18 protein-coding genes and 1 other RNA gene are annotated in these 21,920 nt (G+C 33.4%); 15 read left to right on the forward strand and 4 right to left on the reverse strand.

The genetic code is table 11. The features are described from left to right. From M0D21_RS21945 to M0D21_RS21960, 5 genes are all read left to right on the forward strand, one after another. Positions 1 to 1,333 (forward strand): T9SS type B sorting domain-containing protein (locus M0D21_RS21945; RefSeq protein ID WP_248333532.1); only part of this gene is annotated, 1,333 nt, incomplete at its 5' end. Positions 1,334 to 1,491: 158 nt separating this feature from the next. Beyond that, positions 1,492 to 2,445, forward strand: a complete 954-nt coding sequence (locus M0D21_RS21950; protein WP_248333534.1) for a PorP/SprF family type IX secretion system membrane protein — start codon at positions 1,492 to 1,494, stop codon at positions 2,443 to 2,445. A 1,093-nt stretch (positions 2,446 to 3,538) separates the two neighbouring features. Further along, positions 3,539 to 4,204 carry a TrmH family RNA methyltransferase gene (locus tag M0D21_RS21955; RefSeq protein WP_248333536.1) on the forward strand — a complete coding sequence of 222 codons (666 nt, stop codon included), beginning with the start codon at positions 3,539 to 3,541 and terminating at the stop codon, positions 4,202 to 4,204. 97 nt (positions 4,205 to 4,301) lie between these two features. Then, positions 4,302 to 4,415, forward strand: a complete 114-nt coding sequence (locus M0D21_RS23120; RefSeq protein WP_394802483.1) for a VOC family protein — start codon at positions 4,302 to 4,304, stop codon at positions 4,413 to 4,415. A gap of 27 nt (positions 4,416 to 4,442) precedes the next feature. Further along, positions 4,443 to 4,667, forward strand: coding sequence for a VOC family protein (locus M0D21_RS21960; protein ID WP_248333539.1), 225 nt, complete (start codon positions 4,443 to 4,445; stop codon positions 4,665 to 4,667). A gap of 32 nt (positions 4,668 to 4,699) precedes the next feature. Here M0D21_RS21960 and M0D21_RS21965 read toward each other — a convergent pair whose 3' ends face one another. The 3 genes from M0D21_RS21965 to M0D21_RS21975 all read right to left on the reverse strand — a co-directional run bounded on the left by M0D21_RS21965 (position 4,700) and on the right by M0D21_RS21975 (position 8,487). Further along, positions 4,700 to 5,461 carry a carboxypeptidase-like regulatory domain-containing protein gene (locus M0D21_RS21965; protein WP_248333541.1) on the reverse strand — a complete coding sequence of 254 codons (762 nt, stop codon included), beginning with the start codon at positions 5,459 to 5,461 and terminating at the stop codon, positions 4,700 to 4,702. A gap of 82 nt (positions 5,462 to 5,543) precedes the next feature. Next, positions 5,544 to 7,304: a DEAD/DEAH box helicase gene (locus tag M0D21_RS21970; protein WP_248333543.1), complete on the reverse strand. Its 1,761-nt coding sequence runs from the start codon at positions 7,302 to 7,304 to the stop codon at positions 5,544 to 5,546. A 133-nt stretch (positions 7,305 to 7,437) separates the two neighbouring features. Continuing rightward, positions 7,438 to 8,487, reverse strand: coding sequence for a glutaminyl-peptide cyclotransferase (locus M0D21_RS21975; protein ID WP_248333545.1), 1,050 nt, complete (start codon positions 8,485 to 8,487; stop codon positions 7,438 to 7,440). A gap of 89 nt (positions 8,488 to 8,576) precedes the next feature. Between M0D21_RS21975 and ffs the strand changes: the two genes are divergently transcribed. The 3 genes from ffs to fsa all read left to right on the forward strand — a co-directional run bounded on the left by ffs (position 8,577) and on the right by fsa (position 10,378). Continuing rightward, positions 8,577 to 8,675, forward strand: an RNA gene (gene ffs, locus M0D21_RS21980) — signal recognition particle sRNA small type. A 114-nt stretch (positions 8,676 to 8,789) separates the two neighbouring features. Further along, entirely contained in the window at positions 8,790 to 9,611 is an 822-nt protein-coding gene (locus M0D21_RS21985) for an SDR family oxidoreductase (RefSeq protein WP_248333547.1), read from the forward strand. A 113-nt stretch (positions 9,612 to 9,724) separates the two neighbouring features. After that, a complete protein-coding gene (fsa, locus tag M0D21_RS21990; RefSeq protein ID WP_248333549.1) occupies positions 9,725 to 10,378 on the forward strand; it encodes a fructose-6-phosphate aldolase in 654 nt (217 codons plus the stop codon). 55 nt (positions 10,379 to 10,433) lie between these two features. Here fsa and M0D21_RS21995 read toward each other — a convergent pair whose 3' ends face one another. Beyond that, a complete protein-coding gene (locus M0D21_RS21995) occupies positions 10,434 to 11,876 on the reverse strand; it encodes a peroxiredoxin family protein (protein ID WP_248333551.1) in 1,443 nt (480 codons plus the stop codon). A 261-nt stretch (positions 11,877 to 12,137) separates the two neighbouring features. Between M0D21_RS21995 and M0D21_RS22000 the strand changes: the two genes are divergently transcribed. From M0D21_RS22000 to M0D21_RS22030, 7 genes are all read left to right on the forward strand, one after another. Then, positions 12,138 to 13,763 carry an ABC-F family ATP-binding cassette domain-containing protein gene (locus M0D21_RS22000; protein WP_248333553.1) on the forward strand — a complete coding sequence of 542 codons (1,626 nt, stop codon included), beginning with the start codon at positions 12,138 to 12,140 and terminating at the stop codon, positions 13,761 to 13,763. A 96-nt stretch (positions 13,764 to 13,859) separates the two neighbouring features. Beyond that, entirely contained in the window at positions 13,860 to 14,438 is a 579-nt protein-coding gene (locus M0D21_RS22005; protein WP_248333555.1) for an RNA polymerase sigma-70 factor, read from the forward strand. A 112-nt stretch (positions 14,439 to 14,550) separates the two neighbouring features. Further along, complete coding sequence (locus M0D21_RS22010; protein ID WP_248333557.1) at positions 14,551 to 14,721, forward strand: hypothetical protein; 171 nt, start codon at positions 14,551 to 14,553, stop codon at positions 14,719 to 14,721. Positions 14,722 to 14,780: 59 nt separating this feature from the next. After that, positions 14,781 to 17,120: a TonB-dependent receptor gene (locus tag M0D21_RS22015; protein WP_248333560.1), complete on the forward strand. Its 2,340-nt coding sequence runs from the start codon at positions 14,781 to 14,783 to the stop codon at positions 17,118 to 17,120. Between the two features lie 38 nt (positions 17,121 to 17,158). After that, on the forward strand, positions 17,159 to 18,019 hold the full coding sequence (locus M0D21_RS22020) for a DUF4249 domain-containing protein (RefSeq protein ID WP_248333562.1): 861 nt from the start codon (positions 17,159 to 17,161) through the stop codon (positions 18,017 to 18,019). Between the two features lie 223 nt (positions 18,020 to 18,242). Beyond that, on the forward strand, positions 18,243 to 19,232 hold the full coding sequence (locus tag M0D21_RS22025; RefSeq protein WP_248333564.1) for a FecR family protein: 990 nt from the start codon (positions 18,243 to 18,245) through the stop codon (positions 19,230 to 19,232). Positions 19,233 to 19,268: 36 nt separating this feature from the next. After that, positions 19,269 to 21,911 carry a TonB-dependent receptor gene (locus tag M0D21_RS22030; protein ID WP_248333566.1) on the forward strand — a complete coding sequence of 881 codons (2,643 nt, stop codon included), beginning with the start codon at positions 19,269 to 19,271 and terminating at the stop codon, positions 21,909 to 21,911. The last annotated feature ends 9 nt before the right edge of the window (positions 21,912 to 21,920 follow it).

A 21,920-nucleotide genomic window follows, 5' to 3' on the forward strand; every position in this document is an offset into this window, starting at 1 on the left:
TAGAACCTATAGTGTTACGGATGCTGCCGGAAACAGTATCAATGTCACACAAACAATCACGATTAACGATACTACGAATCCTACTATTGTATGTCCTGCGAATATTACTCAACAAGTAGATTCAGGAGAAGCATCAGCAATAGTTAATTTCTCAACTCCAGTAGGTATGGATAATTGTACTGGAGCATTAACTACTCAAATTGCTGGGTTATCATCGGGTTCTGAATTTCCAGTAGGAATAACCACAAATACATTTGAAGTAACAGATGGAGCTGGAAATTCAATTACTTGTAGTTTTGATGTCATAGTTTCCGCAGAGATTATAGCCAATGATGATGAAGTTTCGATAGAAGGGGATTTAGGAGGAAATTCAATGAATGTTGTAGATAGTAATGATACCTTGAATAGTAATGGAGCGATATTGGGAGTAAATGTCGAGATAAATAATGTTATAGATGCTACTCCTGCAGATGGAGTGAGTTTAGATCCATTAACAGGAGAAATATTAGTCTTGCCAGGTACACCTCCAGGAGAATATAATATTACTTATACATTATGTAATACCATAATGCCAATAGTATGCGATGATGCTACAATTAGAATAATCGTGACAGATAATTCGAATGCAAATCTAGCTTTAACTAAGATAGGTACCTATGTAGATCGTAATGGAGATAATGCATTAAATGCTGGGGATGAAATACATTATACTTTTACAGTTGAGAACAATGGGAACGTAGATATAGATAATATAACCTTGACAGACTTGCTGGATGGTATAAATGTTAGTGGAGGACCTATAGATTTGATTGCAGGAGAAATAGATGATACCAGTTTTAGCGCTATTTACATCCTAACAGAAGAAGATGTTGTATCTGGAAGTGTTTCGAACCAAGCAACGGTATCAGGTATATCTATTAATGGAGAAGAGATTATAGATGTTTCAGATGACCCTTCAAATACTACGAATATTGACATTGATGGAGATGGAGATTTTGAAGATATAACTATAACGCAAATAGGGTTTGGTGAAGAAATCACTATATATACGGGTCTAACTCCTAATGGTGATGGGATAAACGATGTCTTTATAATAAATGGATTGGAACGATATGAAAACACTTTAACGGTCTATAATAGATGGGGAGTGAAGGTTTTTGAAGCCAATAACTATGGAAGAAATGATAATTTTTTTAGTGGGGTTTCTAATGGAAGAAGCACTTTTAAGCAGGAGGATGAATTACCTGTAGGTACCTATTATTATTTTGTGGAGTATCAGTTAGAATCGGGAGTGACAAAAAGTATGTCAGGATATTTATATATCCAACGATAAAAAATAAAAGAGTTGAATCTCTTTTATCCAAAGAGATTGTCGTTTAACCGGAAGTAAACGGTGTCTCACCGACATATAAAAATAATGATGAACAACTTTTTCTATGTTTATCATGTAGTAAAGTATTGTTTTTGGATAGTTCTTAATAAACTAGTTATATGAAAAAAAAGTTTACAATCGTCATTATGATTTTGAGTGCCATATGTACAGAATTCTATGCCCAGCAAGATGCTCAATACACCCAATATATGTATAATACAATAAGCGTAAATCCTGCCTATGCAGGAAGTAGAGGAGTAATGAGTATAATGGGACTACATCGTAGTCAATGGGTAGGGTTAGAAGGAGCACCTCGCACACAAACTTTGACCTTAAATACCCCACTTGGAGAAAATGAAAGAGTAGGGTTAGGATTATCAGTAGTTAACGATGAAATAGGTCCTACAGATGAAACTTATATAGATGTAGATTTTTCATATACCATTCCTACTTCAGAATATGGGAAATTGAGTTTTGGTATCAAGGCCGGTGCTCACTTATTAAATGTAGACTTTCAACAGCTTATTCAGTTCAATCAAAATGACGCCTTGTTTGAAAATAATATAGACAATAAGTTTAGTCCTCAGGTAGGTATAGGATTATATTATCATACAGATAAAATGTACCTGGGTTTAAGTGCTCCAAATTTGTTAGAAACAGCTCATTTTGATGAAAGTACAACTATTAATGATAGCGATGCAGTAAGTTTCTTAGCCGAAGAACGAATCAACTATTATCTAATCGCGGGTTATGTATTCGATGTCAATGATGATATAAGGTTTAAACCGGCGTTATTGACAAAAATGGTTTTTGGTGCTCCGTTACAGGTAGATGTTTCGGCTAATTTTTTATTATATCAAAGGTTAACTTTAGGTGTTGCTTATCGTTGGAGTGCCGCAGTGACAGGACAAATAGGAGTGCAGATCTCAGATTCTATGATGATTGGTTTTGCATATGACCGAGAAAGTACAGAATTAGGACAATCTCAATTTAATGATGGGAGCTATGAAGTCATGCTAAGATTTGAATTGTTTAAAAAATATAATAGAATGTTAACCCCTCGTTTTTTCTAATTTAGGTATATGTTGTTAAAAATTAGAATGTTTGATAGTTTTGAACTTATTTTTTATGGTAAAACCATAATAAATTTGCGGTTTAATTCTGTGTTAGTTAAGTAAATTGTATTTATATTTAAGTATTGTTTTTAAAGTATAAAAACATAAATAAAATAACAGAGCAAAAAACTTATTTTCCCACCCCACCCTGAGTTTTTGTTTCTGGTATAAGGAATACCTTTTTTAGGTATAGTTGTATATTTTTCTTAGAAACATATAGTAAATATAGCACGTTCCTTGAATATTTCTTTTTTAAACTAAAGTAGATTATGGAACCTTAACAGGTTGTTGCAAAAAGGGATCATATTTACATTTAATGAAGAATATTGAAAGCTTTCACAATAATAGCTAATTATAGCTTTATGTTGAATGCAATATGCAAACAACCCCGCTATTTGTAAAACTTTGGCGAGCCAACAAAAGCAGGGTTTGAATAACGATTAATAATTAAATTAACCACTATGAGTGAATTAGTACATACTTCTATGTTTTCAGGATATCAAGCTTATCCTCATAAAACATCTCTCATATATACATCTAATTTCTTATGTCTTTTCGTTTCTCTTTTAGACTCGAAATATAGGAATTCTATTAATTATTTATGGTGTTTCCGTAATACTTTTAAGACTTTATTAACAGAAATTAGACTACCTAGAGTTTTCAATCTTAACAGGCATTTCAGTAGATTATATTCTTATATAATTACTCGTACAAAACTTTATACAAGACCAACAATCAACATGTTTCATATAACACCCATTTCAAGAGTAAATTTTGAATATTGTGTTTTGGAGACATAAAGAAAAAATATTGACTATTGACTTTTTAGTCTTTAGTTCTGAAGATGCATTTTGACGATGTGTTTACTTTAAACCCCCCGGCTTTAGGGGTAATTCTGGGGGGTTTTACTATTATTCGTCAATAAAAGAAGCGTTTTAGATTTTGACCAGTTTTTTAAATTAAATGTAGATTTTGGGAAACCGTTTGATACTTGTGATCAGGCGGTTTTTTTATATATGTGATACTGTTAATTTTTTATATTTTAGCAATTATGACCGATGTAAAACTCCTAGAATATTTAGAATCCTTTCTAACTACCAGAAGACTTGGATTGTATAAAAAAGTGTTGGCGCAAAGAACCAATTTTTTTACGGTTGCCATAGAAGATGTATATCAATTACATAATACTAGTGCGGTAATACGAAGTTGTGATGTCTTTGGTATTCAGAATGTTCACATTATAGATGAAATTCACCAGAAACGAATTGATAGAGAAATCGCAATGGGTGCACAAAAGTGGGTAGATATTAATCGTTATCCAAGCACCAAAGATTGCATTACAAAGCTCAAAGCACAAGGATATCAGATTGTTGCTACAACACCTCATGATGATTCAAAAATTTTAGAAGATTTTGATATTAATGTTCCATCTGCATTTTTCTTTGGTAGGGAGCAACAAGGTCTTAGTGATATGGTTTTGGAAGAAGCAGATGCGAAATTACATATCCCGATGGTTGGTTTTACAGAAAGTCTTAATATTTCAGTTTCTGCGGCTATAATACTTCAGTATATTACTAGTGAATTAAGAAAATCCAATATTTCCTGGAAATTATCTGAAGAAGAAAAATTGGCAAAAAGAATGGAATGGGCAAAAAAAGCTATAAAAAGCCATCATGAAATTATTGAAAGATTCTATCATGAACAGGGATTGAAGTAGCCTTTGCATCTTGACATAAAAATTGCTAAGGTTTACATATTTTATTTTTAGACGATTTAAATTGTTGGTATATTTCTAAAACACTAAAAAGTTTGTGATGGTTATATGGTTTGAGATTCCGGTAATTGATATGGAAAGAGCAAAAGCGTTTTATGAAAAAGTTTTTGATATTAAGATTAGCATACACAATATGGATGGTTTAGAAATGTGATGGTTCCCTAATAAAAATCAAACAGGGTTGTCAACAGGGACTTTGGTTAAAGCTGATGAACATTATAGTCCAAGCCGTAATGGTGTTTTGGTATATTTTGCTTGTGAGGACGTTGGTAATGAAATCGGTAGAGTAGAAGCGGCAGGGGGCACTGTAGTTTCTGGTAAAAAACAGATTTCAGAAAACAATGGGTATATGGCTTACTTCGTAGATTCAGAAGGAAACCGAATTGCATTGCATTCGCAAAAGTAAAATGAGATTCAGATTCCTTTTAGGATAAACAATTATTTACGATCTAGCACTTTATACTCTTCGTAACATTCACTAATCGCATCAAGAATTTGTAGGTCATTAGCAAATTTGATAAAGTCTGCAGAATAGTTGCAATTTCTCAATATTTCATCAATATCAAGGCGTTCTACTTGTAGTAAAGCCATTAATGTAGCTCTATCGAATTTGTTTTCAAGCAGATTCCTGATCTCATCATCCTTTTTCATTTTACGCAACTTTCTAAGTTCTTTAGACCGTTTGCTAAAAATATTATATAAAAAGTCGGCAGGATTAAATATTGCTCCCAATACCTTGTTTACAGCTCCTGGCTGTCTACTACCTCCTTCATAACCAGAATTAAGTCCAGAAATACTATATCTATAGTTATTGTAAACTGGTATACGTTTAGCATCAATCTCAAGATACCCTGTGAGCTGTACATCTGCAACCACAACTTCTTCGAGAGCGATACCCAGTTCGGTCATTTTTATTTTTACATCACCATATTTTACCCAATCATTGGTTACTCTTACTCTAATAGGCTTATACCCGATATAAGAAAAATATAGGGTGTCATTTACTTTTGCTTGAATGGTAAAGTCACCTTCTTTATCGGTTATAGTACCAATAACTTGTGTAAGGTTAACGATATGAACACTTTCTAATTCTTTATCATTAGCAGCATTCAATACTTTACCAGATACGGTTTCGCTGCCTTCTTGAGCATAGGTAATACAACCAAAAAATAGTACTATGTAAAATAAAAGTTTCTTCATATAGTATATAGACGTTCAATATTTATGAATATAACATAAAAATCGGGCCAAAAATCATATAACCATGTTAATTAATCTAGATTTATCTTCGATCACTACGTTTTCTTCTATCTCTTCTTGAGTTTCCACCTTGATCTCTTCCCTCACCACGATCAAAACGTTTTTTTCCTTTAGGTTTAAAACCGTCACTTCTCCTTTTTCCTTTGAAACCGTTACCATCGCGGCGGCGTTTACCTCCTCCTTTGCGACCAGATCCTTTAGAGATTTCAACATTCACCTTTCTGCCTTCCATTCTGAAATCTTCAAAAATAGAAAGTACACGTTCTTGATATTCTGAAGTAGTATTAAAAAATGAAAAGCTTTCCTTTACGTCGACACGACTTAAAGAGTCACTTCCTAATTCTAATACTTCTTTAAGGAAATCTTTAAGGGTCATCCAGTCGAACCCATCTTTTTCACCAACATTTATGAAATAACGGGTAGTACCATCTCCACCAGAACTTCTTTCATTATCTCTTCCCGTTACATTAAGATCTCTGGCATTTTTGTAATAGTTATGAAAGCGGGAAAATTCTACTGAGAAAAATTTCTTAATTAATTCTTCTTTACTAAAACCGTCTAACACCTCATGAATGGAAGGTAGATAACTATCAATTTCATGATTAATTTCTGCTTTTCCGATATCACTGGCAAGGTGAAAAAGCTGTACTTGACAAATTTCTTCACCGCTTGGTATTTCTTTCTTCTCAAATTCTTTTTTGATAATACGCTCTACCGACTTGATCTTTCTTATTTCACTTTTAGAAACGATTACCATAGAAACTCCACTTTTTCCAGCTCTACCAGTTCTTCCGCTTCGGTGTGTATAGGTTTCTATTTCATCGGGTAATTGATAATTAATAACGTGAGTCACATCATCTACATCGATTCCTCTTGCCGCTACATCGGTGGCAACCAGCATTTGTATTTGTCGATTTCTGAAGCTCTTCATTACCAAATCTCTTTGGTTTTGGCTTAAATCACCATGTAATGCCGCTGCGTTATAACCATCTCCAATAAGATTTTCTGCTACCTTTTGAGTGTCTCTTTTTGTTCTACAAAAAATCACCGAGAAGATATCAGGGTTTGCATCTGCCAGTCTTTTAAGAGCAGCATATCTGTCACGTGAGTTTACAACATAGTATTCATGCGACACATTTTTTGATCCGGTATTTTTATGACCTACCGTAATTTCTTTTGGGCTATCCATAAATCGCTTAGCGATGGTTGCGACCTCTTTAGGCATAGTTGCAGAAAACAGCCAAGTGTTTTTATGCTCTGGAGTATGAGATAGTATAGCATTTATATCTTCATAGAATCCCATATTTAGCATTTCGTCTGCCTCATCTAATACACAAAACCCGATATCGCTAATGTTCACCATTTTGCGATTGATCATATCTTGCATACGACCAGGTGTTGCTACAATAATTTGGGCACCACGTTTAATCTGTTTTGCTTGCTCTGTAATACTAGCTCCACCATAAATGGCTACCACGTTTAGGCCAGAAATATATTTAGAGTAGTTTTTAAGTTCATTGGTAATTTGTAGACATAATTCTCGAGTAGGAGAAAGAATTAACCCCTGGGTAATTCTACTTTTTACATCAATCTTTTCGATTAATGGAAATCCAAAAGCTGCTGTTTTTCCGGTACCCGTTTGGGCCAGAGCAACTATATCTGTATCTTCATTAAGTAAGATAGGAATTGCTTTTTCTTGTACCTCACTTGGGGTTTCAAACCCCATATCATTCACCGCCTTTAGAATTTCATCACCGAGGCCTAAAGCTTCAAATTTGTTCATATAAATAAAATAAGCCGCAAAGGTACGGTTTATTATTGGTCTATAACAATAACGTGATATATATTATAGTGTTGCAACAAACTTAATTTATCTGTAGATTTTTAATTAGGAAGATTTACCTTTTTGTAGGAACTTATTCAACCACTTCAATCTCAAAAAGTTTACCCCAATACTTACCAGTTACAAATAATTGTTGGGAGTCTTTCTTATAAGCGATACCATTAAGTACATCGAGTTCAGGATGTTGCTTTACTTTGTTTCGAAGTCCAGAAAGATTAATAACACCTTCTAAAGCACCGTTTGATGGATTAATAATGGCAATACCATCTTTTTGCCAGGTATTTGCATATATTTTACCATTAACCCATTCTAACTCATTAAATTTTGATTTTACACCTTTATTAGTGGTAACTTCAATGTACCCTTTTTCAGCAAGAGTTTCTGCATCTAGGATCCAAATCTTCTCGGTTCCATCACTTTTATAAATATGCTTTCCATCATTACATAATCCCCATCCTTGTTTGCTATCGTTGTAAGCAAAATTTCCTGTTTTCTCCATGCTTTCAAGGTCATAGATAAAACCTTCTTTTGCTTGCCAGGTAAGTTGAAAAATTTTGTTGTTCATTATAGTGATGCCTTCAGCGAAGTATTTTTGAGGAACTTCTTTCTTAATAATCACTTCACCGCTTTTATAATCTACTTTTCTTAATGAGGATTGTCCTTTTTTTCCTGTGCTTTCGTATAAAGTATCTCCGACAAATTCTAAACCTTGAGTAAAGGCACCTTCATCATGTGGATAATCTGCTACTATTTTATAGGTATACAGTTTTGGTGATTTATTATTTAAAAGCGTAATTTTCTTGGTAATTGTATCTACATTTCCGTCATAGAACACCAGAGCTTTTAAAACATTATGTCCTAATTTTTCGGTATCTATTTTTTCTTCGAAGCTAAAATTCGTTCCTGAAGTTGTTTTTTCTTCATTTAAGATGTAAGAAACAGAGTCGATATTGATGTTTTCGTTGTTTTTTATGCTTGCTTTTATGGTTTCTCCTAGCTTAAAAATTCTCTGATTGTTCTCTGTTTCTATCGAAAAATATTTTTTTTTCTTTTCTTGATTACTTCCACAAGAAAAAAATAAAATGCTTAATGTAGTGATGACGAAGAGGTTACGAGTATTCATTGTAATATTTAAAGTTTGAAGCAAGATATTTATTTTAATTGGGTTTGAAAAATGATTGTAATATTAACTAAAGGTTGTATCTTTGCAGCCGGCAAGTCCTACACAACCAGCTCCTGTTGAATCCTCCAGGGCGGGAACGCAGCAAAGGTAAATGGTCGTAGCGGTGTGATGTAGGTAGCTTGCCTTTTTTTGTGCCTTATTGTTACCTCTCTATTTATCTACTCAAACTTTTACTTGATTTTAAATCCATTTTTCAGAATAGTTGATCTGTTTTCGAAAATCATAATTGTATATTTGCGGGCATGAATAAAGATCATAAATCAACTGTTGTTTTAATCACTGGAGGTTCTTCAGGAATAGGTAAATCTATAGGTACTTTTCTTTTTAATAAAGGATATACGGTTTATGGAACAAGTCGTAATCCTTCAAAATTTACAGATTTTGGACCTTTTGAACTTTTGCCATTAGATGTAACCCAAAAAGAAACTATACAATCTGCGGTTGAAGAGGTTGAAAAACGACATGGTCGATTAGATATTTTGATAAATAATGCGGGAGCGGGAATTACAGGGCCAATAGAGGAAACCCCAGAGGAGGAGATTTTTCGAAACTTTAATACAAATTATTTTGGGGTAATTAATGTTACCAAAGCAGTGTTACCCATAATGAGAAAACAAGGAGGAGGGCTGGTAATTAATATTACATCAATAGCTGGATATATGGGATTACCCTACCGAGGAATCTATAGTGCTTCCAAAGCAGCGCTAGAAATCACTACGGAAGCCTGGCGAATGGAATTGAAACAGTTTAATATTGAAATGACTAATGTAGCTCCTGGAGATTTTGCCACAAATATTGCTGCAGGTAGATTTCACGCTCCAGTGATAAAAGGATCTCCGTACGAAAAAGCGTATGGTAAATCACTAGCACTTATGGATGCTCATGTGGATGAAGGAAGTGATCCTCAAGATATGGCTAACGCTATTCTTAAGGTCTTAGAAACTAAAAAACCAAAGGTACATTATAAGGTAGGTGCTTTTATGCAAAAATTTTCAATTGTACTTAAAAGAGTATTACCTGACAAGACGTATGAAAAACTCCTGATGAATCATTATGAGTTATAATTGATTTTGAAGAGTATTGAATTAACAGAACAGATAGCTATAGAATCCTGATTATAGTTATCTTCGCAAACGAAAAAGAGTAAAACTAAACACAACAATTTAAATATCACATTATGAAGTTTTTTATTGATACTGCAAATCTTGATCAAATTAAAGAAGCACAAGATTTAGGTGTTTTGGATGGAGTAACTACTAATCCATCTTTAATGGCAAAAGAAGGTATCACAGGAAAAGAAAATATTATTAATCACTACAAAAAAATATGTGAGATTGTTACCGGTGATGTTAGTGCCGAGGTAATTTCTACAGATTTTGAAGGCATCATCAAAGAAGGAGAGGAGTTGGCAAAACTTCATGATCAAATCATAGTAAAAGTACCTATGATCAAAGATGGTGTTAAAGCTATAAAGTACTTTAGTGATAATGGTATAAAAACTAACTGTACGTTGGTATTTTCTCCTGGACAAGCATTATTGGCGGCTAAAGCTGGAGCAACTTATGTTTCACCATTTATTGGTAGATTAGATGATATTTCTACAGATGGTCTTAATCTAATTGCTGAAATTAGAATGATCTATGATAACTATGGATTTAATACTCAAATTTTAGCAGCTTCAGTAAGACATACGATGCATGTTATTGATTGTGCTAAAATTGGTGCAGATGTAATGACTGGACCTCTTTCTTCAATCGAAGGGTTGTTAAAACACCCATTGACAGACATAGGACTGGCAAAATTCCTTGCAGATTATCAAAAAGGAAATTAATAAAGCTTTTAAGTAAGTTAAAAAGAGTAAAGCCATTCATTAAGAGTGGCTTTTTTTATTCTAAGCTGGCAAGTCTGGTGTATTGCATAAGCTGCCTTTCAAAAACAGAAGAGAATAGATTTGCTTTTGCGTTGATGATCTTACCTTCTTGGTCTACGAGAATAACCTTGTTGTTAGAGTGAATCACAAGTTCTTCTGAAGAGCATTTAGGGTATTTAAATTCATATTCCATACCCAAATTATAATGATGTCTTTTAATGGTTTTTAACCAATTTTTTGTTTGATCGTCATCAGTATTAATGGCGATAAAATCAATTTCAGGATATAGAGCACTTAAATATGATGCTTTTTTGTGGGCTCTAATATAATGATCTTTGCTTTCCATAGACCAAAAATATAAAGCGGTAATAGGTTTGTTGAATAGAGCTGAAAGTTTTGTGCGTTCTCCTTTTGAAGAAATTAATTCTTGATCGGGAATAACTTTGTTGGGTCTTAATCTTGCAATGGCTTTGGCAAGTTTTTTAAGTTCTCTTTGTGATTTTTTGTTAGAACTTACCGATAAGTAGTGATTTAAGACTATGTCGGAGTCTTTGTTGTTTTTACTATTCAATAAAAAGTTAGTAGTCACTCTTCTTAATAAATTGTTCTTTATATAAGGATGATCAATAATACTATCTATATGATCTAATTTGTGAATGGTACTTCCTAAACGTCCTTTATAAATATTTTTGATATCCTTAGCATTAGATAATGAAGTGTTGGTAAAATAATAATTCAAATACCTATTGTACGAGTATAACTTTTCTAAGTCGTGATCACTGTAATTAATATCTTTACGATAATCAAAGAAGGCTTTTGGTAAATCCATTGTAGAATCAAGACCTCCTATGCCATATCGACTGTGAAAATATAGTTCATGTCTTGTAAAATAGTCAAAAGTAAAACAAGCTTGAGTTACTTTTTTTGCCAAGGGACTTAATTCACATTTATTAGTAAGTTTATTATATGCAACTAACTTCGGTTTTAATAAAGAATCTTGATTCCTTTTAAAATACGTCGGTGATAACTTTAAATCGGTTCTGCGTAATCGTTCTCTTTCAATTTCATTTTGCAGATACATCTCTATCAAAAAATTGTTTTTTCTTGCCCCATCACCTGTAAATACCAAAGATTCATCAAATTCAAGAGTGTTGAGTCTAATAAGAACACTATCTCCTTTTTCTAATATAACAAGTTGGTTTTCTGGAGCATGTTTAAAAGAGTATAATCCTTCTTTTAAATTTTCTATTTTATGGAAAAAACGATTATTTCTATCGAGAAGAATGGTATCTCCCGGTTCATCTGCTTTGGATAATACAATATAATTGGTGTTTGGATTAACAATTTCTCCCCCAAAATAGGTGTATTCACGATTACTTTTTTCTGAAGAGCCACAACCTAAAATAGAGCATGACAACAAAGTAATAGAAACTATATATCGTATAGAGTAGAACTGCATTTTGGGAACTATTATTAACCGACTATCTGGTCAAAAATAAATGGAAACCTATAGTACAGTTGTTAACAATTCGTTAATTCTTTAATAATTAGTATTTTATTAGAAATTGTCCTACCTGTTTAGTATTGAGTGATTAATTACATCCTTTGTTTTCGGTTTTGAAAATAATAGCCTTATTATGGTAAAATAATGACTGATTGTTTCAGGTTCTGAAAGCATTTTTCTACTTTTGCGCCAAATTCAAATTTCAATTTTTTAATCATGTTATCAGTTTCAAATCTTTCGGTTCAATTTGGTAAAAGAGTACTTTTTGATGAAGTAAACACAGCGTTTACACAAGGTAATTGCTATGGTATTATCGGTGCAAATGGAGCAGGGAAGTCTACGTTTCTCAAAATACTCTCTGGAGTAATGGAAGCTACCTCGGGTCATGTGCATCTAGAACCGGGAAAACGAATGTCTGTTTTAGAACAGAACCACTATGCTTATGATCAGTATACTGTACTTGAGACTGTTATTATGGGTAATAAGCCATTGTACAAGATTAAGAAAGAAATTGACGCACTATATGCCGACTATACCGATGAGAATGCCGAAAAGATAGGTGAGCTTCAGGTAGAGTTTGAAGAAATGAACGGTTGGAATGCTGATAGTGACGCTGCTGCGATGCTCTCAAACTTAGGAATAAAAGAAGATTTGCACTACACGCAAATGTCTGATCTAGATACGAAACAACGAGTAAGGGTATTGCTTGCTCAATGTTTGTTTGGTAATCCTGATGTATTAATTATGGATGAGCCTACCAATGATTTAGATTATGAAACTATTTCTTGGTTAGAAAATTTCTTGGCCAATTATGACAATACGGTGATTGTAGTATCTCACGATAGACACTTCCTTGATTCTGTATGTACTCATATTTCAGATATTGACTTCGGAAAAATTAATCATTATAGTGGTAACTATACATTTTGGTATGAATCTTCTCAATTAGCAGCTAGGCAGAGAGCACAACAAAACAAAAAAGCAGAAGAGAAGAAAAAAGAATTACAAGAGTTTATTGCACGATTTAGTGCCAATGTTGCTAAATCTAAACAAGCGACTTCTCGTAAAAAGATGATAGAAAAACTTAATATCGAAGATATTAAACCTTCTAGTCGTCGCTATCCTGCCATTATTTTTGAAAGAGATAGAGAAGCTGGGGATCAAATTCTCAATGTAGAAGGGTTGACAGCTAGTATTGATGGAGATGTACTTTTTAAAGGAGTAGATATTAATCTGGCCAAAGGAGACAAAGTAGTTGTGTTTTCTAAGGACTCTAGAGCTACAACAGCTTTTTATCAGATATTAAATGATAAACAAAAAGCTGATGCAGGAGAATTCTCTTGGGGTATAACCACTACCCAATCTTATTTGCCGGCAGATAATAGTGAATACTTTGAAAATGATCTTACTCTAGTAGATTGGTTACGTCAATGGGCATCTACCGAAGAAGAGAGAGAAGAAGTATTCATTAGAGGGTTTCTAGGGAAAATGATTTTTAGTGGAGAGGAAGCTCTAAAAAAATCGAATGTATTATCAGGAGGTGAAAAGGTACGTTGTATGTTATCTAAAATGATGATGACAAGAGCCAACGTTATTATGTTGGACGAACCTACAAACCACTTAGATTTGGAGTCTATCACAGCATTTAATAATTCTCTAAAGAAATTTAAAGGAACAGTGCTATTTACTACGCATGACCACGAGTTTGCTCAAACGGTCGGGAATAGGGTTATAGAACTTACTCCAGGAGGAGTGATAGATCGTTATGCTACTTTTGATGAATATATGAATGATCCTAAAATTAAAGAGCTTCGAGACAAAATGTATGCAGTCGGAGTTTAAGATTTTCGTAACATTTTGAAATTTTTATCGTACTTTGTATTGAAAGACTAATGAAGCTTTGATCACGTTCAATTAGTAATCATACAATATTATCTTTTGAAATCAATAACTAGCGACCAACTTATCATAGAACAAATCAGGAACAAAAACGAGAAAGTTTTTGAATCTGTTTTTAAAGAGTACTTCAAAGTACTTACGATACATGCAAAAAAGTATGTGTTGGATCTTGATATTGCGAAAGATATAACCCAGGAAACTTTTGTTAAACTTTACGAAAAAAGAGAAGAGTTGGTTATTCATACTTCTCTCAAGTCCTTTTTATATACTGCGGTTAGAAATAGATGCTTAGATTACATTAAGTTGAATAAAATCAGGCAGAATCACAAAGATGCTATCGCTTACCAATCTGCTACAAACTCTGAAGAGGAGGAAGAAGATAAAGAGATACGAATAACCGAATTGAAACAGAAAATTCATAAGGTTATACAAACACTACCTTCTCAAAATCAAAAAATTTTTATGTTAAGTAGATTCGAAGGAAAAACGAATCAGGAGATTGCAGATGAACTTAACATAAGTAAACGAACTGTAGAAACGCATATAAGCAACGCTCTTAAAAAGATTAGAGTTTCTGTTGCTATTGCACTATTACTTCTATTTTTGAGTTTTTTGTAATTTTTTCAAAAATTTTCTTGCTACAATTTACGTGTACCTTATTTTATGTTCGTCATCCCTATGAATTAACCACAGGGTGTCTCAACAAGACACTCTCCAAAAAAGCATAGGTATGAACATGTACAACCAATCCAATTTAGAGTATTCATTAATTAAGTATTTTTCTGGAAAAGCTACACCTGAAGAAGAGGTTTTTGTAGAGAAATGGGTGTCTCAGAGTAGTGATAACACTTCTTACTACCAGCGATTTCAACGTTTATGGGCACAGCGAATCATTCTGTAGTCTTTTACTTGCTAAAGTAAAATCAAACATTTTTTCTTTTCTCTAAAATCATTTACACCTTGAAAACAAAACAAGTATTACTTGCCTTTTGGGTATTAGCTATAAGTATTACCAATGTCTTTGGTCAATCGTCTAACCAAAAAACCAAAAAACACACCATTAGCGGATATGTAAAAGAAGTTGGAAGCCAGGAATACCTGCCAATGGTATCTATATATGTACCAGCGAGCAAAGTGGGAACGACTACAAATGATTATGGTTTTTTTTCTCTCACCATTCCAGAAGGAACACATGAATTGATAGTATCTTTTATTGGTTATGGTACTATTCGAAAAACTGTAGAACTTACAGATGATGTGGAGCTTAGTTTTGAAATGGAATTATCTGCAGAAAGCTTAGATGAAGTAATTATTGAGGCAGACCGGGGAGTTAATGAAAGCCAGGTGACTCAAATGAGTGTTGTGACTATTAAACCTTCTGAAATAGAAGATATACCAGCAATCCTGGGAGAAAAAGATGTAATCAAAGCGTTGCAATTAATGCCAGGAATACAAAGAGGAAATGAAGGAAGTGCAGGTTTCTTTGTAAGAGGAGGGACTCCAGATCAGAATTTAATTATTCTGGATGAAGCTCCAGTGTATAATTCTAATCACCTTTTCGGAATATTTTCGGTGTTTAACGGGGATGCCATAAAATCTATAGAGACTTACAAAGGAGGTTTTCCGGCAAGGTTTGGTGGTAGGTTGTCATCAGTACTAAAAATAGATACCAAAAATGGAAATAAAGAAAGACTAAGCGGAAAAGTAAATGTAGGTCTTATTTCGTCATCATTAGTTCTAGAAGGACCAATAAAAAAAGGAAAAACTTCGTTTATTTTTAGTGGTCGTAGAACATACGCCGATTTATTGTCTAAACCATTTCAATCTTCAGATTTTAAAGCAGGATATTTTTTTACAGATCTTAATTTTAAGATTCATCATGTCTTTAATGAAAAGAATAAATTGTATTGGAGTAACTATTTTGGACAAGATAGATTTACAGGAGATGAAAGAGACGATGGGGAACGGTTTAAAACTCGATTATTTTGGGGTAATATAACATCTACTTTACGATGGAATCGTCAATTTAGCGATAAATTCTTTTCGAATACATCACTAATTTTTAGTAATTACAATTTTGGATTAAAATATGACGAAAAACTTAATGATAGTCGCTTCTTATTCAAGTTAAGCTCAGGAATAAATGATTATGGAATTAAAGCAGACTTCGATTACTATCCTAATCCTAATCATTCTATTCGTTTTGGGGTCGCTTCTACGTACCACAGTTTTATACCAAAACAATCAAAAATAAGAGAAACTGGAGAAGATAATAATGACGTAAAACAAAAAATAGAATCTCTAGAAAGTGCAATTTATGCTGAGGATAACTGGAAAATAACAGAGAATTTAAGTTTATCTCCTGGTGCTAGAGTTACCCATTTTCAATTTAAATCTAAAAGCTATCTCAATTTTGAACCCAGGGCAACTATTGCTTGGAATATAAAGCCGGATCTTGCTTTGAAGGCTTCTTATTCAAAAATGAATCAATACATACACTTGTTATCTAATTCGGGGATAGGATTACCAACAGATTTATGGGTGTCTTCAACAGATAATCTTAAGCCACAAGTGTCGCAGCAATATGCTTTGGGCTTAGCAAAAGATTTTTTGGATGAAGGATATGCAATTACGCTGGAAGGATACTATAAAAAGATGGATGATGTGATCTCTTATAAAGAGGGTGCTTCTTTTTTGTTGCTTGAAGACCTGGAGACGGGTAGAGAAATAGATTGGGAGGAAAATATCACAACAGGTGAGGGATGGGCCTACGGAGCCGAATTATTATTAAGAAAGAAAACAGGAAAATTAACAGGTTGGCTGGGGTATACGCTGTCATGGTCAGAGCGACAGTTTGACGAACTTAATCAAGGAAGAAAGTTTTTTGCAAGATATGACCGTAGACACGATTTGTCATTAGTAGGTATTTATAAACCTCATGAAAGAATTACGCTTTCAGGTTCCTGGGTGTTTTCATCGGGAAACAACTTTAACTTACCCGATAGAGAAGCGATATCTAATACAGCAAACTTTCCAATTCCTATTAGTTTGTTTAATGGGGGTACGACGCCATTTAGTACAGAACGCAATAATTTTAGAGGAGAAAGTTACCATCGCTTAGATCTTGGGGTACAATTTCATAAAAGGTTTGCTAAACATAGAGAACGAACATGGGGATTTTCGGTGTATAATATCTACGGCCGTAGAAACCCATTCTACTATTATTTTGATGATGCTGAACTTAAAAAGGTATCGATTTTACAGTTTATTCCATCCATAAATTATACCTACAAATTCTAAAGCTGATTATGCACATTAATTCTTTAAAAACAAAATTCATGAAATACATACAATATAGCATTATCATAATTTTAAGCGCGGTACTCCTAAGTTGCGAAACTAGTGTAGATGCAAGTGACCTCTTAGCAAAAGAACAGTTGGTAGTTATTAATGGGTATTTATCTCCGCAGGATACTACCTTGAAAGTACAGGTGTCAAAATCGAGATCTAGAGCGGCTTCGGGGTCGCAAAATAATGAAAATTTGATAGTTAATGATGCTTTGGTAGTATTATCAGATGAAGAAGGAAATGAAGTTACGCTTACCTATTCTAATATTACCTTTAGTTATGAAGCTGCGGCTTCAGAATTAGTTATTACTCCTGGGAGGCAGTATTTTTTGACCGCTGTTGTAGAAGGAAAAGAATACAGGGCGTCATGCACTATTCCTGCTGAACAGGCCCAAAATGTAAGAGCCGAAATTTTGGATAGAGAAGATGATGAATTGGGAAATCAATCTTTAAAAGTAACTGTTGATGACATAAGAGATAAAAGAAATTTCTATATAGTAGGGGCGGCTGTGAACTGGAGGTCGACCGATATTGGATCAGGGGAGCCACAGGTAAGTAGAGTAGATTTTGAATTTGAACAATTTACCACCGACAGTAACAGAGAAAATGCATTAATTACCGTAGACGGGTTCTTTTTTATCGATACGTTTTCAGAAACCTTATCGGCAAATATTCAAGTGGCCAATGCAGAACAGATATTGTATGATGCCCTTAGAGCTACTTTTTTGAACGATTATAACGAAGATGATCCTTTTTTTGAACCAGTTATTGCCCCAACTAATATACAAGGAGAAAACGGTTTTGGCGTTTTTGCAGGGTATCAGTTATTAGAGGAAGAAATAATTTTTTAATTTTTTTAAGATTATTTACGTGTTTGTAAAAACTACTTCGTCATATAGGCAAAGAAGTATTATAAAGAACAAGATTAGTAAACGAAACATCTTAACTTTTTATTCGCCTTTTAAACGACAAATGGAATTTATATATCAAGAGTATTAAATTTTACTTAAGTCATGACAATACAAGATGAACATATAAATTCTATATTTGTTACTTTAGAAGTAGATTTAGATTATGGCAATTAAGAACGAAGATCAAATATTAGCAATTTTGACCCGTTATCTGGAGGACGACGTGGAGCTGGAAGAGCAGAAGTTTGTGAAAGACTGGATTTCCGAATCTACCGCGAATAAGAATTATTTTGAAGAGGTTAAATCAATCTGGAAGGCCTCAGAAGACATAGCCGATTTTGATAAGATAGATGTAGAAGAAGAGTGGGGTAGTTTCAAGCAAACAATTTCGGTTCAAGAAAACTCTGCAAAGAATAAAGTTTCAAATACAGTTTTTTATAGAATAGCTGCTTCAGTAGCGATAATTATCGGTTTGGGATTCTATTTTTTGAATTACTACAATGCTGATGTTACTTTGGTGGCTGAGGCAGGAAAAGAAAATAGATTCGAACTCCCAGATGCATCTGTTGTTTGGTTGAAAGAAGGAAGCCAATTGACATATGACAAAGGATTTGAAGGAGAAACAAGAAAAACTCAACTAAATGGGGAAGCATTTTTTGAAGTAACCAAAAATCCTGATAAGCCTTTTATTGTATTAACAAACAATACTGAGACAAAGGTTTTAGGTACTTCCTTTAATTTAAAAACAAATACTGAAACCAAAGAAACAGAGATTGTTTTAGTAACTGGTAAAGTACAATTCACCGCCGGAGGAAATCAGGAAATTCTTAGACCTGGTGATAAAGTAACTGCAAAAGCTAATGGTACATTGGCTAAAAAAACAAATGATAATCCCAATTTTATTTCATGGAAATCTAAAGTGTTGAAGTTTGAAGATACCCTTTTGAGTGAAGTTATTGAGGATATCGAACAATTTTATAATGTTAAACTCGTTATGGAAAACCCACAATTAAGACATTGTAAACTTACTTCAGTCTTTGAAAATGAATCATTAGAAGATGTTTTGGAAACTCTCACCGTATTATTCGATATTACTCACCAAAAAGATGAGGCAAATCGAATTATTATTAAGGGAGGAGATTGTAATTCATAAAGAAACATTCTTTATCATTGTAACAAAATATTTTGAATGTTTGATTCAATCATAAAGAATAAAGTCATAAAAGTAGTTGTGCTACTACTCATCCTAATTTCTACCAAGGGATACGCACAACAAACCATTCTCAATGAAAGAGTCAGTCTAGTAAAAGAAAACACTTCTATTGGAGATATTCTCTCCGAGCTAGAAAATAAACTTGGGTTTACCACAAGCTATTCAGGAAATACCATAGACTTATCTCAGAAAAAATCTATTAATAGTAGTAACCAAACATTAAATGAGATTCTAAGAAATTTATTCCCGTCTAAATTATACCGCTTTAAGGTATTGGGTAAAAAGCTGTTGATTTATAAAAGAGTACAACGAGTTACATTAAGCGGTTATACCTTAGAAGAAGGTAGTCAGGAATATTTGAGTAACGTTTCTATATACATCAAAGAGCAAAGTATTGGTGCTGTAAGTAATGACTATGGATTTTATTCACTTTCGGTACCAGAGGGAACTCATGAAGTATTTATTTCATTTGTAGGGTACAAGACAATCACCAAAACCATAGATTTTAATAAAGATATCACACTAAATTTCATTCTGGAACCCGATACTCAATATCTTGATGAGATTGTAATTACATCAGATCGTAGTTCTTTAAAAAGTGAGGTGACTCAAATGAGTTCAGAGAGTATTACTCCAGCAATCATTAAAGATACTCCAGCTATTTTTGGAGAAAAAGACGCCGTTAAAACACTACAGTTATTACCTGGAGTAAAGGCGGGTAATGAAGGTTCTGCAGGTTTTTATGTTAGGGGAGGAACTCCAGATCAAAATTTAATTATTCTTGATGAGTCTATTGTATATAACTCGAACCATCTGTTTGGTATTTTTTCCATTTTTAATGGCGATGCAATTAAAACCGTTGAGATGTTCAAGGGTGGTTTTCCTGCTCGATATGGGGGACGTCTATCTTCGGTAGTAAAAATTGATACCAAAAATGGAAATAAAGAAAAAATAAAAGGAAATGTGAACATTAGCCTTATTTCGTCGTCCTTTATGTTAGAAGGTCCTCTTAAAAAGGATAAAACCTCTTTTGTTTTGAGTGGAAGAAGAACATATCTTGATTTATTAGTACGACCCTTTTTAGAAAGTAATAACGACTTTAGTTATAATTTTAGTGATATCACCACAAAAATTCACCATGTTTTTGACGAGAAAAACAAGCTGTATTGGAGTTTGTATTTTGGAGAAGATAAATACAAGAGAAAAGAGCGATTCGAAGATGAAGGGGTAAATGATAAAACAGATGAAAGAATACAATGGGGGAATATCACTTCTACATTGCGTTGGAATCATGAGTTTAATAACAAATTATTCTCAAATACCTCTTTAATATTTAGTAATTATAAATTTCAAAATGAGCAGCTCGAAAGCAATATTAATAATAGCTCGTTTAATAGTTCAAATTCGGGGATCGATGATTATGGATTAAAAGTAGATTTTAATTATTATCCAAACCCAAAACACACTTTAAAGTTTGGGATGTTGTCTACCTATCACAATTTTAAACCCAAAGCCATTACAATTCGGGATAGTGAGGATATTGATATTTCTAATACTCAAAGAATTCGAACGTTTGAAAGTGCTTTGTATGTTGAAGACAATTGGGAGTTCAATAAGAAATTGAATATAAATCCAGGGTTACGGTTAAGTTATTTTCAGCATAAATCTAAAGTCTATTTTAAACCAGAAATAAGGTTTGCTTTGGCATATCGACTTAAACCCACATTGGCTATAAAAGCATCGTATGCAAAGATGAATCAATATATTCACCGACTCTCAAATAGTGGGTTAGGATTGCCTACAGATTTATGGATATCATCTACCGAAGGACTCAAACCACAAGTTTCTGAACAAGTAGCAATAGGGTTAGCCAAAGATTTTGGAGATGATATGTACGAAGCTACGCTTGAAGCCTATTACAAAAAGATGGATGATATTATAGAGTTTAAAGAAGGCGCTTCGTTTGCGAGTGTTAATGACTTGTCTAATATCACCAGTTCTATACAAACTGTAGATTTTGTTAATGGCTTAACAACTGGTGAGGGATGGGCCTATGGATCAGAGTTTCTATTGCGAAAAAAACGAGGAAAGTTTACTGGTTGGTTAGGGTATACCCTATCATGGTCTGAACGTCAATTTGAAGAGTTAAACCAAGGTCGTAGATTTAGAGATCGCTTCGATAGAAGACATGATATTTCATTATTAGCGGTGTATAAGTTAGATAGACCTAAAAAAGAAAACAAAAAAACGACGTTGTCTGCAAACTGGGTATTTTCATCAGGAATAAACTTTAATGTTCCTAATACTGTAGGATTAGATCCTACTACTGATTTTCCTATAAACGATGGGGATTTTCCTGGAGTTTCAGTGTTTAATGAAGAAAAAAATAATTTTAAAGGAGAAGATTTCCATAGGTTAGTATTGGGAATTCAGTTTCATAAAATAACAAAACGTAAGAGAGAGCGCACCTGGGGTTTTTCTTTTTATAATGTGTATGCCAGAAAGAATCCATTCTTTTATCAGGTAAATACAGTCGATTTTGAAACCAATAGGAGAGTATTAAGCAAAGGATATATTTTCCTATTTGTACCATCATTTAATTACAATTTGAAATTTTAAACAGGATAC

Origin of the sequence: Aquimarina acroporae (genome assembly GCF_023195925.1) — a bacterium.
Taxonomy (GTDB): Bacteria; Bacteroidota; Bacteroidia; order Flavobacteriales; family Flavobacteriaceae; genus Aquimarina; species Aquimarina acroporae.

Excerpts from the sequence above, each read along its gene's own strand:
- M0D21_RS21950 (WP_248333534.1), top strand. The coding sequence starts at position 1,492 with ATGAAAAAAAAGTTTACAATCGTCATTATGATTTTGAGTGCCATATGT.
- M0D21_RS21955 (WP_248333536.1), top strand. The coding sequence starts at position 3,539 with ATGACCGATGTAAAACTCCTAGAATATTTAGAATCCTTTCTAACTACC.
- M0D21_RS23120 (WP_394802483.1), top strand. The coding sequence starts at position 4,302 with ATGGTTATATGGTTTGAGATTCCGGTAATTGATATGGAAAGAGCAAAA.
- M0D21_RS21965 (WP_248333541.1), bottom strand. The coding sequence starts at position 5,461 with ATGAAGAAACTTTTATTTTACATAGTACTATTTTTTGGTTGTATTACC.
- M0D21_RS21970 (WP_248333543.1), bottom strand. The coding sequence starts at position 7,304 with ATGAACAAATTTGAAGCTTTAGGCCTCGGTGATGAAATTCTAAAGGCG.
- M0D21_RS21975 (WP_248333545.1), bottom strand. The coding sequence starts at position 8,487 with ATGAATACTCGTAACCTCTTCGTCATCACTACATTAAGCATTTTATTT.
- M0D21_RS21985 (WP_248333547.1), top strand. The coding sequence starts at position 8,790 with ATGAATAAAGATCATAAATCAACTGTTGTTTTAATCACTGGAGGTTCT.
- fsa (WP_248333549.1), top strand. The coding sequence starts at position 9,725 with ATGAAGTTTTTTATTGATACTGCAAATCTTGATCAAATTAAAGAAGCA.
- M0D21_RS21995 (WP_248333551.1), bottom strand. The coding sequence starts at position 11,876 with ATGCAGTTCTACTCTATACGATATATAGTTTCTATTACTTTGTTGTCA.
- M0D21_RS22000 (WP_248333553.1), top strand. The coding sequence starts at position 12,138 with ATGTTATCAGTTTCAAATCTTTCGGTTCAATTTGGTAAAAGAGTACTT.
- M0D21_RS22010 (WP_248333557.1), top strand. The coding sequence starts at position 14,551 with ATGAACATGTACAACCAATCCAATTTAGAGTATTCATTAATTAAGTAT.
- M0D21_RS22020 (WP_248333562.1), top strand. The coding sequence starts at position 17,159 with ATGAAATACATACAATATAGCATTATCATAATTTTAAGCGCGGTACTC.
- M0D21_RS22025 (WP_248333564.1), top strand. The coding sequence starts at position 18,243 with ATGGCAATTAAGAACGAAGATCAAATATTAGCAATTTTGACCCGTTAT.
- M0D21_RS22030 (WP_248333566.1), top strand. The coding sequence starts at position 19,269 with ATGTTTGATTCAATCATAAAGAATAAAGTCATAAAAGTAGTTGTGCTA.